The organism is Neobacillus sp. DZ-9 (assembly GCF_059587065.1).
Genome location: NZ_JCAIOL010000010.1, coordinates 175,371 through 186,654, shown reverse-complemented (window position 1 = coordinate 186,654; position 11,284 = coordinate 175,371). Strand labels below are relative to the sequence as shown.

General features: G+C 43.0%; 9 protein-coding genes. 4 read left to right on the top strand and 5 right to left on the bottom strand.

Annotation, left to right across the window (positions count from 1 at the left end; translation table 11 throughout):
* Positions 1 to 11: 11 nt before the first annotated feature.
* From AC59HZ_RS24615 to galE, 3 genes are all read right to left on the bottom strand, one after another.
* Positions 12 to 1,052 (bottom strand): acyltransferase, encoded by a 1,041-nt coding sequence (locus AC59HZ_RS24615; protein ID WP_496548389.1) that lies wholly within the window; start codon positions 1,050 to 1,052, stop codon positions 12 to 14.
* 103 nt (positions 1,053 to 1,155) lie between these two features.
* Complete coding sequence (locus AC59HZ_RS24610) at positions 1,156 to 1,989, bottom strand: YitT family protein (RefSeq protein ID WP_496548388.1); 834 nt, start codon at positions 1,987 to 1,989, stop codon at positions 1,156 to 1,158.
* Positions 1,990 to 2,217: 228 nt separating this feature from the next.
* Positions 2,218 to 3,189, bottom strand: coding sequence for a UDP-glucose 4-epimerase GalE (gene galE / locus AC59HZ_RS24605; protein WP_496548387.1), 972 nt, complete (start codon positions 3,187 to 3,189; stop codon positions 2,218 to 2,220).
* Between the two features lie 191 nt (positions 3,190 to 3,380).
* Here galE and AC59HZ_RS24600 point away from each other — a divergent pair, with 191 nt between their 5' ends.
* Together AC59HZ_RS24600 and AC59HZ_RS24595 are read left to right on the top strand one after the other, a co-directional pair.
* The gene (locus AC59HZ_RS24600; protein WP_496548386.1) at positions 3,381 to 3,884 is read left to right on the top strand and encodes an Lrp/AsnC family transcriptional regulator; all 504 of its coding nucleotides are present in this window, start codon (positions 3,381 to 3,383) and stop codon (positions 3,882 to 3,884) included.
* Complete coding sequence (locus AC59HZ_RS24595; RefSeq protein WP_496548385.1) at positions 3,881 to 5,086, top strand: aminotransferase; 1,206 nt, start codon at positions 3,881 to 3,883, stop codon at positions 5,084 to 5,086. Before AC59HZ_RS24600 ends, AC59HZ_RS24595 begins: the two co-directional genes overlap by 4 nt.
* A gap of 103 nt (positions 5,087 to 5,189) precedes the next feature.
* Here the strand turns inward: AC59HZ_RS24595 and AC59HZ_RS24590 are convergent, their stop codons facing one another.
* The gene (locus AC59HZ_RS24590) at positions 5,190 to 5,498 is read right to left on the bottom strand and encodes a hypothetical protein (RefSeq protein ID WP_496548384.1); all 309 of its coding nucleotides are present in this window, start codon (positions 5,496 to 5,498) and stop codon (positions 5,190 to 5,192) included.
* Positions 5,499 to 5,666: 168 nt separating this feature from the next.
* On the opposite strand from AC59HZ_RS24590, the gene AC59HZ_RS24585 reads away from it, so the two are divergent.
* Together AC59HZ_RS24585 and AC59HZ_RS24580 are read left to right on the top strand one after the other, a co-directional pair.
* Positions 5,667 to 6,968, top strand: a complete 1,302-nt coding sequence (locus AC59HZ_RS24585) for an NCS2 family permease (RefSeq protein ID WP_496548383.1) — start codon at positions 5,667 to 5,669, stop codon at positions 6,966 to 6,968.
* Positions 6,969 to 7,122: 154 nt separating this feature from the next.
* Positions 7,123 to 8,475 (top strand): N-acetylmuramoyl-L-alanine amidase, encoded by a 1,353-nt coding sequence (locus AC59HZ_RS24580; protein WP_496548382.1) that lies wholly within the window; start codon positions 7,123 to 7,125, stop codon positions 8,473 to 8,475.
* Between the two features lie 176 nt (positions 8,476 to 8,651).
* Here AC59HZ_RS24580 and AC59HZ_RS24575 read toward each other — a convergent pair whose 3' ends face one another.
* The gene (locus tag AC59HZ_RS24575; protein ID WP_496548381.1) at positions 8,652 to 10,931 is read right to left on the bottom strand and encodes a M30 family zinc metallopeptidase; all 2,280 of its coding nucleotides are present in this window, start codon (positions 10,929 to 10,931) and stop codon (positions 8,652 to 8,654) included.
* Positions 10,932 to 11,284: the final 353 nt, after the last annotated feature.

Below are 11,284 nucleotides of genomic sequence, written 5' to 3'. Positions count from 1 at the left end.
GGAGCTGTTCTCTATGGGACTAATTTTTTCAAGATGGGAATCTTACTTAAAACATAACTTCCAATACCACTGATAATGATAACGATTGTTACATTGAGTGGAATTGAAATAGCCGGGTGAAGATTTTTCCACGTATAGTTAAAAATTTCATTTGAAAACACTTGAATGACAAGGATATGGGCCAAATAAATCCCAAAACTAACCTTGCTTACTCCCCTAAAAATTGCGGGAAGTTCCTTTTGGTTCGTTGCCAACGACCGGAAAAAGACAAACATCCCAACCGCAGCAATTAAAACATTAGGAGAGTAATATTCAAACCAAAATTCCTGCAGCGTCCCGCCGGCATGTTTGGTTGATAAAAAAGTGAGGACAAACGTTGCAGCCATTCCTGCAAAAGTAGCTGCTAAGGATAGTACTCTAGCATTTTTTCCTAAAGGCATGTTGGCCAAGTAATAGCCTAAAATAAAATAGCCAATATAATTCGTGACATAAAAAAGTTCAAGATTTGGGCTGAAGCCAAATTGAAATTTCATAAATCTAACAAAAACAGAGGCAAAAAACCAAAGCGCCAAGAAGTATTGAATGTCTTTTTTGGAGGCATTGCGAATAAAGACCTTCACTAACGGAACGGTTAAATAGATGCCCAAAATCATATACATAAACCATAAATGAGTGCTAATTCCATTTGATATAAACAATTTTAAAAACTGGGTGACCGAAAATCCGTCGAAGTAATCACCTCTGTAAACAAGATAGGAATAATAAATCAAGCTCCAACAAAATAACGGAATAAAGATTTTGCTCGTTCTTCTTTGTAAAAAGGCCTTATAGCCAAGCTCACGAGTATCTCCAAGCAGAAGCGCTCCGCTAATCATAACAAACAAGGGAACAGACGGCCTTGAAATAGACTCGTAAAAATTAGCAGCCAGCCAGTTTGACAGAGGAATGCTGTAAAGCTTTTTACCAATATCCCAAGCCGAAACATGGATAGTCACAACCATTATCGTTGCAAACACTCGAAGCCAATCCAAATAGTAAAATCTCTGTTTCATCCTTCTCTCCTAACTTAAATTTGTTGTTAAAAAGTGTTAATGGTGTTAATGGTGTCAGGCACCACAAAAAGACATTTGTCCTTCATAAACGGACACTGATTAGTTAGCTTGCTTTGTAGCCTTTGCCCATCATTTCGTGGACGTTATGGACGGTGACGTAGGCGTTTTCGTCGATTTCTTTAATAATATTTTTCAACTGGATGATTTCCTGTTTATTTATGACGATATAGAGGACTTCCTTGTTCTGTCCAGTGTAGCCGCCACGCCCGTCTAAAACGGTCAAGCCGCGCGACATTTTATTCGTAATCCCTTCGAGCACCTGCTCTGGTGTGTTCGAGATAATCAAGACGGCGACCCGCTCATCAAGCCCTTCAACGATGAAATCAATTGCCTTCGCCCCGACATATACAATCAAAAGTGTATACATCGCTTTTTCTAACCCGATGATAGGAATCGATCCTGCTACCACGATAATATCAATAATGAGTACAGCTTTGCCAAGGCTCCAGCCGAAAAATTGCGTCGCCAGCCTAGCTAAAATAGTCGTTCCCCCTGACGTTCCGCCCGCACGAAAAATAAAGCCAATCCCGCCATTCACTAATAATCCGGCAAAAAGGGAAGCTAGCAGAGTATCCTCCGTTATCCGTTTGCCGACATCCTCAGTTAAAAATAAAAACCCTGAGCAGGCCGCAATCGAAATCAGCGTATAAACAAACGCCCTTTTTTCAAAAAATTTATAGCCGATCACTATCATCACAGCATTTAAAACAAAGTTCACGACCCCAGGTGACCAATTCCACAAATAATGCACAATGATGGTAATACCTAAGAGTCCGCCTTCGGAAAGGTGATTAGGAATCGTGAAAAAATTAACCCCGACGGCAAAAATAAACGCACCCAGTATAATGAAAAGCATATCTTTAAACAATTTCCTCATTTAAATGCCATCCTTCTATTATGCTGCTCCATTCAGAGCTCACAAAATCATTTCTTCCAATAATGATACAACAAAATGACGTGCTCTAGTAACTTAAATTTGGGCATAAAAAAAGAGAAGTGGAAACCACTTCTCTCCAACGAATTCAATTCTAGCAGCAATACCATCCACCAGAAAAGGACATTTGTCCACGAACGGTGCCTGACACCACGCAGACATCACACCATTTTAATATTTCAGCGCCTGATGCCATCTCCAGGCATCGGCGATAATTTGTTCCAGGTTTCGCTCGGCTTTCCAGCCTAATTCTTCGAAGATTTTTGCTGAGGATGCTACGAGTCTCGCCGGGTCGCCGGCACGGCGGTCGGCCATTTCGATATTGGCTTTCACCCCAGTTACTCTTTCACAGGTCTCAATAACTTCCTTCACAGAATAACCAAGCCCGTTCCCCAAATTGTAAACCTCAGCTGACTTCTTCCCGGAGAGCAGCGCCTCAAGGGCCAGAATATGAGCGGCAGCTAAATCGGTGACATGGATATAATCGCGGATGCACGTACCATCCGGAGTGTCATAATCATCCCCAAACACGGACACCTTTTCCCTCTGGCCCAATAATTGTTGTAGCACAATTGGGATTAAATGCGTTTCTGGATCATGACTTTCGCCAATCATCGCAGAGTCATGAGCTCCTGCTGCATTAAAGTAACGAAGCACCACATAATTTAAACCGTAGGCTTTTGAAAAATCAGCCAGAACCTGCTCAACCATCAGCTTAGAATGACCATATGGGTTAATCGGTGCAGTCACAGTCGATTCATCAATGATTTCTACCTTAGGGATGCCATAGGTTGCCGCTGTAGAAGAGAAAATAAAGTTTTTCACATGAAATTTCATCATGACCTTCAGTAACGTTAAAGTAGAGGCCACATTATTTTGATAATATTTTAAAGGATCAATAACTGACTCCCCAACCAGGCTATTCGCTGCAAAGTGCATGACCGCCTTGATGGGATAGCTTCTAAAGATCATTTGCAGATCTTCTTCATTGCCAAGGTCTCCCTTAACAAAAATAGCCCGGCTATCAACGGCCGCACGATGACCTGTAGACAGGTTATCCAATACAACGACCTCTTCTTTTTCGACTAATTCCTTCACAAGATGGCTGCCAATGTAACCAGCGCCGCCGACAACGAGAATCATAGTTCATTTCCCCTTATAGTAAATTCTATCCGGTAAGTATTATAGCACTTTTAGCCAACGCCCGCTTGTTAGGTGTATTTGCTAATAATTTCCTATTAAAAATCCTCATAGTGTCAGGCACCTTTTTCATTGTATTTTCCTACTCCCACTATTAAAATCAACAATAAGATTTAATTTTTAGGAGGCACACCATGAAACTGAGCAGTGAAGAAATTGAGATATTAAAAATCATCGAGGAAGACCATAAGCTTTCCGTTGAAACGATTGCGTCCATGGTCCTTAGCAGCGAAGCAAAAGTAAAAGCGACGATTGAAAAATTAGAACAGGAAAAAATCATTATTAGTTACCCGACCTTAATCGATTGGAGCAAAGTAGAGGGCCAGGAAAACATCATTGCGATGATTGATGTAAAAGTAACCCCTAAGCGCGGAGTCGGCTTTGATGAGGTAGCGGAGCGGATTTATCGTTTCCCGGAAGTGACTTCCCTTTATCTTATGAGCGGTGCCTACGATTTGTCGATAACCGTTGAAGGCAAAACGATGACCCAAATCGCCACCTTCGTATCGGAAAAATTATCAACGATTGATAATGTCATTTCCACCACCACCCATTTCATGTTGAAAAAATATAAGCATGACGGGGTCATCTTTGACGGCGGTGATGAGAAAGATAAACGAATGGTGGTTACACCATGAAACAGGATTATGCCCATTATCTTTCCAAAACAGCAAAAGAGCTTCAGCCATCCGGCATAAGGAAATTTTTCGATTTGGCCGCTAGTATGAAGGACGTGATTTCGTTGGGAGTCGGTGAACCCGACTTTGTTACACCCTGGAATATTCGCGAAGCAGCCATTTTATCGTTAGAACAGGGCGAAACCGCCTATACGGCAAATCCGGGGTTGTTGGAACTGAGACAGGAAATCACCAACTATTTGGGAACCAGATTTGGGGTTGAGTACGATCCAAAAAATCAAATAATTGTGACAATCGGAGCCAGTCAGGCCATCGATCTCGCCTTCCGGGCGATTTTAAACCAAGGTGATGAAGTCTTGATTGTGGAACCAGCCTTTGTTTCCTATGCCCCGTTGGTATCGATTGCCGGCGGAACACCTGTTGCTCTTTCAACTTCGCCTGAGAATGGTTTTAAATTAACATCTGAGCAGCTCGAAAATGCCATCACGGAAAAAACAAAAGCAATTTTGCTTTGTTTTCCAAACAATCCAACTGGCACATCCTTAAACAAGGAAGAACTGACGGAAATCGCTAGAATCGTCGAGAAGCATGATTTGATTGTAGTTTCAGACGAGATATACGCGGAATTAACCTACGACGAAGTCTTTACGAGCTTCTCAGCTCTAGAGGGCATGTATGACCGAACCATTTTAATCAACGGGTTTTCCAAAGGTTTTGCGATGACCGGCTGGCGTTTAGGTTTCCTTGCAGCTCCGGCTCCCTTTGTGGAGGTCATGCTGAAAATTTTCCAATATACGACGATGTGCGCCCCGACGATGCTGCAGCAAGGTGCGATTGAGGCGCTTCGCAACAGTTTTCAAGAAGTGGAGACGATGAAACGAAGCTATCGCAGAAGGCGGAACTTTGTCGTGCAGACGTTGAATAAGATTGGTTTGGATTGCCACATTCCCGGCGGCGCCTTTTATGTGTTTCCATCGATTAAAGCAACCGGCCTGACCTCGGAACAGTTCGCGGAAGAACTACTTATGCAGGAACGAGTCGCGGTCGTACCCGGCCATGTTTTTGGAGAAAGCGGAGAAGGCTATGTCCGCTGCTCCTACGCTACCTCGATGGCCCAGCTTCAAGAAGCGCTCAAAAGAATGCAGCGGTTTTTGGAATCGAAGGGTGTCTATGGGGAGAATGCCGTGGAAATATTGAAATAAAATTGGAAAGCCCAATTCTGTGTGAGGAATTGGGCTTTTCTAAATTATAATGGGAAATTTTTATTTTTTGAAGTTCAATAGAAGCATTCATTTTGAAGTTGGATTATAACTGAAGGTGAAATTTAAGTTTAGCTAACTCTCTTTCATTTCTAGCTGATTTTTCCCAGATATGTTCTTGTTCTGCTCTAATGTCATTCACGATATTAAGTATTTCAGTAAATTTCGCCTCATTTTTATTATCCATGGCGGCTAGTTCCTTCCTCATTCCCAGCTGGTCATTCTTTATTTCATGCTGTTCCCGCTTCATTTCCTGCTGCTCTATCTTCATATCCTGCAGTTGCTGATTAATGTTTCCTACTATCGAAATTATGCTTGATAACATTTCTTCCATTCTCTCTAGTTTCTTTTCCATGCATGTCACCTCCTTTTTTAACAATTATTATACACCAATTTTTTCTCCTAACGACAGCATCCGATATATTTCCTTTTTTACTCCAAAAAAAATGATTGAAAATCTCACAGAAAACGAATAATATATATAAGTATTTCAAAAAATGTTCGTGTTTTCGGAGGAACCTTCATGTTTAAACTAAATGAAAATCATACAAACGCAAAAACAGAGCTGCTTGCGGGGATTACGACCTTCTTTACAATGGTGTATATCGTGGTGGTCAATCCCGTTATTCTTGCCGATGCAGGCGTGCCCTTTCAACAGGTTTTCACGGCAACCATCATTGCTGCGGTTGTCGGGACTCTTTGGATGGGGCTTTTCGCCAACTATCCTATCGCCATTGCCCCGGGAATGGGTCTTAACGCTTATTTCGCCTATTCTGTCGTTGGAGGCCATCAGGGCATCACCTATCAAACGGCCTTTGCCGCTGTCTTTATCGCCGGTCTTATTTTTGTCATCTTATCTTTAACTCCTTTACGGGAAAAATTAATCGATGCTATTCCTGATAATCTCAAACATGGGATTACCGCTGGAATCGGCTTATTCATTGCTTTTATCGGACTTCGCCTGACGAAAATCATTACTTCGCATCCGACAAACCTTGTTGGACTGGGCGATCTCCATGCCCCGTCAGCGGTATTAACGCTGGTCGGGCTCGCCGTGACCCTTGTGCTAATGATTCTGCGCGTAAATGGAGCACTATTTTTTGGAATGATTGTGACCGGTCTCATCGCTTTTTTCACAGGCCAGCTTTCTTTTAAAAATGGATTTATGGCCCTTCCTTCCCTTCCAGATGGACTTATGATTGGAAATCCAATTACAGCGCTTGGTGATGTGGCTCAGCACAGTCTTTATGCCGTTGTTTTTTCTTTCATTCTTGTAACCATTTTTGATACGACCGGAACGATGATCGGTGTCGCCAACCAAGCCGGCCTAATGAAAAACGGCAAATTTCCGCGGGCGCGCCAGGCATTACTGTCTGATTCCATTGCTACGGCAATTGGTGCCATGTTTGGGACAAGCCCGACCACCGCTTATATTGAGTCATCTTCAGGCGTTGCTGCCGGCGGACGGACAGGTTTAACTTCACTTACTGTCGCTGCCCTGTTTATTCTGTCCGCATTCTTTGGACCGCTTGTTAGCGCTGTTTCAGGGATCTCGGCCATTACAGCACCGGCGCTCATCATTGTCGGAAGCCTAATGATGGGAAGCATTGCGAAAATCCGCTGGGACGAGCTTGACGAAGCATTCCCGGCCTTCCTGACAATTCTCGCCATGCCGTTAACATCCAGTATTGCAACAGGAATCGCACTTGGATTCATCAGCTATCCGCTATTAAAATTAGTCAAAGGCAAATGGAGTGAGGTTCACCCGCTGCTATACGTGTTTGCCGTGTTATTCTTTTATCAACTTGCATTTTTACAGCATTAAAAGATACAAAAAGTCCAATTCGCATAGGGATTGGACTTTTGTTTTGCCTATAAAAAAAAAATTCCGCACATAAAACAGGACAAGCACCCTCACGCATACTATCGCTCTTCATACCATATAGATGTACCACTATTTGAAAAAGTGAGGAGATTAAATGAAACTTTATTTAGATCCAGGACACGGCGGTACTGATCCAGGTGCCCAGGGAAATGGTCTAAACGAAAAAGATTTAACATTAGATATTGCGCTTAAAATCCGTACTATCTTGCAAAATAATTATGAAAATATTGAAGTGATGATGAGCCGCACTGGCGATATTACAAAAAGCTTAAGCCAGCGGACGAATGAGGCAAATGCTTGGAAGGCCGATTTTTATATGTCTATCCATATCAATGCCGACAGCGGCACTGCCACAGGTTACGAGGATTATATTCACAGCAGCTTGTCAGACACATCTACAACAGCAAAATATCGGGATATTATCCATGCCGAAGTCATCAAGCTGAATCAACTTAAAGATCGCGGTAAGAAAAAGGCTAATTTCCACGTCCTTCGTGAATCGAAGATGCCAGCCATGCTATCCGAAAATGGCTTTATCGATAATGCACACGATGCCGACCTCATGAAGCAGGATTCTTGGCGTCAAAATGTCGCTCAGGGTCATGCTAACGGGATTGCCCTAGCATTTAATCTGCAGCCAAAATCCACTGCTCCTGCCGGAACAATCTACAAAGTCATTGCCGGTTCCTTCAAGCTGAGAGAAAATGCAGACAAGCGCGTTGCGTTCCTGCAATCAGTCGGGATTGAATCGTTTGTTGTGACCTCAACGATTTCCGGTGAAACCAGATACCGTGTACAAGCCGGCGCTTTTTCGAGCCGTCCTAATGCCGAAGCACGCCTGCAGGAGGTCAAAAATGCCGGCATTACAGATGCCTTCATCGAGGCCGAAACCCCAAGTACAAGCCCATCACCTGCAGAACCCGCAGGCTATTCGATCCTTGGTCCGACCTATCTATCCCCAGAACACATGAATCTTTTTGTAAAATCAGTCAACCCGAACGCAATTGAGATTGGTAAATATTATTTATCCTTCGGCGAATATTATGGAATCAGAGGCGATATCGCCTTCGCTCAAGCCTTGTACGAGACTGACTATTTCCGCTTTACAGGCCTCGTCCAACCCGAACAAAACAACTATGCAGGAATTGGAGCAACAGGACCTGGTAATTCAGGCGCAAGCTTCAATACACCTGAAGAAGGGGTACTTGCCCATTTGCAGCACCTATTTGCCTATGCTTCTGCCGAACCATTGCCAAATCAATATCCATTAGTTGATCCCCGCTTTAATCTCGTAACAAGAGGCTCTGCTCCAACTTGGACTTCCTTAAACGGGAAATGGGCGGTGCCAGGCACCACTTACGGACAATCCATTTTGGACCTATATAAACGCATGATCAATTTCGCGAGACTTAATCTAGATACAATCGTTAATGAGATCAACAAATAAAAAAGGCGGTGTGAGCAGAGCTTACCTTAATCCAAAAGGGTTAATGAATATTACAACAAAACTGGTTTGCAAATACACTATTGCGCGCTCCGCCCCCTTTACCACAAAAAGCCGGATTCACTCAACATGAATCCGGCCTTTTTTCGATAATATTCGAGTGGTGCCAGGCACTGCCTCTATCCCACCCAAACACCACTGCTATTGAATTTATACCATTTGCCGCTGATCAGCACCCAGCCCGTTTTCATCGCACCGCTTCTGTCCATGTAGTACCATTTGCCGGCATCCTTCAGCCAGCCCGTCTTCATCACGCCACTCGCATCAAGGTAGTACCATTTTGCTCCATCCTTCAGCCAGCCCGTCCTCATGGCTCCGCTGCCGTCAAGGTAGTACCACTTCGTGCCATCCTTCAGCCAGCCCGTCTTCATGGCTCCACTGCCAGCTAAATAATACCATTTATCCCCATCCTTCAACCAGCCCGTCTTCATCACGCCACTCGCATCAAGGTAGTACCATTTTCCGCCGTCCTGCAGCCAGCCGGTCCGCATCGCACTCGTTTTCAAATCATAATAATACCACTTGCCATTTGCTAAAACCCAGCCGAATCGTAATGGAACCCCATTATTTTCCTGACCTCTTTTAAAAAATGTATAACTAACATTATTACCTTTAGTAGCGGGCTGGACAAATCCATCCTTTGAATTATACGTAGTCACAACCGCGCCGCCGCCGTGTAAATTCACAGAACTGCCTGTAAAAATTTTCTCGTTCAGAGTATCAAAGAACGGATCACCCTTAAATCCATACGGGCCGGACCCTTCTTTTAATAAAAGAGCAATCCGAAAATTGGTCATTAACTTTCCAAACGTCATATCCGGACTGATATACTTTTTCGCTACATCCTCAATCGCCTTATAATTATTATTCGGATTGGCTAATATTTCTTTAAAAATCCGATTCCCCTGCCCGGTTTGAATTTTTATATACTGCCCGAACAAATAAGACAACGAATAATTAGCAAGTGTATCCCCGTAATGATCCCAATACAACAGAGAATGTCCATTGCTGATGGACGAAGAAAGGTTGTAATACTCAACTCTGTCGGAAAGGCCATGACCCGTATAAATTTGCTCTGCCGCCATCGATAAAGCCTCATCCAGCCATGTATCCATGCCCTCACTATTTCCTTCAATCAATGCATTTTGGTTGAAGTTCACCATATGCTGAAACTCGTGGGCAAGTGTCTCATAAGCGCCAGTGACATCCTTCACCGAACCTATGCCCATGGTCGGGTACGTATCCATATAAAAAATCTCAGACTGATTGGAATGATCGACGTTATATAAATCCCCGGAATAAAAATACCCGGCGGTATAGCTGACGCCACTCGTATCCGAATAGCCATCTTGAATGTCATAGCATAAAATATTTATTTTTCCATCATGGTCCACATCCGATTCCGGCCCAAAATTAGTGGTCACAGCTGAATAAATCTTATCATCAAATTCCGTCCCTAATTTCACTGCATCTGAATCAGTAATTTGGTTATCATAAACCCATACATTCGCTTTTGCTCCGCTGTAAGCTAAGCGGGCATTAATTTGCGAATCCGAATTCGTCGTCAAATCTGAAACCCAAAATAACTTTTGATCGCCTATTTTGTATGCCGGCATCAAAGACCGTGCGCTTTTTCGAACTAGCTTGCCTTTATAAGCCGCATGGTCAAATGGTTTATTATAGTCGACTTTATAAGCATCTCGATCCAATCTTGCATCGTTTGTAATCTTCATTTTTTTCACATTAAAAGCCCCGGAGGCCTGAGTCGCCTCTCCATCAACGGACTCATTACTAATCACCGCATATCGATCGTCCGGTACCATGACCCTTGGAGCGGAATAAAACGGATTTGCTACCTTAAACGTAAGTACATCAGCATAGGAAGGCTCATCACTAGTTTTCGAAATTCCTATTCTCATATAAATATAAGGAGAATCGTTGAAATCACTTTTGGCCAATTCCGTATTTAAATTAACGCCATTATACCCGGCCATATCAAAATCTGCGCTGCCTAAGAATTCCAAAGAACCCGCCGCTTCTTTATAAAGTTCGAGGGTCAAAAGACTATCTTTTTCCGTAGTTGAATCTGACTCGTAGGTCAACTTCACATTCATCAGTTCCGAACTAACAGAAGTCACATCATTAAAATAGATATAATGATAATTGCCAACACTATCATATAAATCATCAACAAAATCGCCATTCGCAATCAAAGGATAATCCTGCGGATCCATAAAATCCGCTTTCTTTAATGACTGCTTCGGTGCTTTTTCCGATGATAATTTCTGGCTCATCGTCTTTTCAGGCGTCGGCGCCGCCGAATCCATCCCCTCAGCAAACCCCACCGCAGGCACCAGCACCAGCTGAAGCGCAAGTAATACCGCTGCAAATCTCTGCAATTCCTTAAACCCCATTTCCTCTATAAGTCTACTAGTATTTTACTATTAAACTCTAACAATTTCATTCCCATTTTCCTTCCAAAAGACAACCCTATGTAGCGACTAAATCAGTCCAGCGCTAAAATCTAGTGACGCAGGTTTTTTCCAATTTTTTTAAAACAGCTAACAAAAATTTTTTTATGGCAATAATCTAACGAATGAATAAAAATGAGCTCCAAAAATCACTTTTGTGCAAAAAAACGACTGTTTCAGACGAAAATGCGCTCCAAAAGTGATTTTGTGACATTCGATATGCTGAGACATTCCCGCTAAGGTAGAGGTACCCGGGAATACCTAGTAAAGCGCGCTTTCTG

Bases quoted from the DNA above. Each gene is read 5' to 3' on its own strand.
- AC59HZ_RS24615 (WP_496548389.1), bottom strand. From the start codon at position 1,052: ATGAAACAGAGATTTTACTATTTGGATTGGCTTCGAGTGTTTGCAACG.
- AC59HZ_RS24610 (WP_496548388.1), bottom strand. From the start codon at position 1,989: ATGAGGAAATTGTTTAAAGATATGCTTTTCATTATACTGGGTGCGTTT.
- galE (WP_496548387.1), bottom strand. From the start codon at position 3,189: ATGATTCTCGTTGTCGGCGGCGCTGGTTACATTGGCAGCCATCTTGTG.
- AC59HZ_RS24600 (WP_496548386.1), top strand. From the start codon at position 3,381: ATGAAACTGAGCAGTGAAGAAATTGAGATATTAAAAATCATCGAGGAA.
- AC59HZ_RS24595 (WP_496548385.1), top strand. From the start codon at position 3,881: ATGAAACAGGATTATGCCCATTATCTTTCCAAAACAGCAAAAGAGCTT.
- AC59HZ_RS24590 (WP_496548384.1), bottom strand. From the start codon at position 5,498: ATGGAAAAGAAACTAGAGAGAATGGAAGAAATGTTATCAAGCATAATT.
- AC59HZ_RS24585 (WP_496548383.1), top strand. From the start codon at position 5,667: ATGTTTAAACTAAATGAAAATCATACAAACGCAAAAACAGAGCTGCTT.
- AC59HZ_RS24580 (WP_496548382.1), top strand. From the start codon at position 7,123: ATGAAACTTTATTTAGATCCAGGACACGGCGGTACTGATCCAGGTGCC.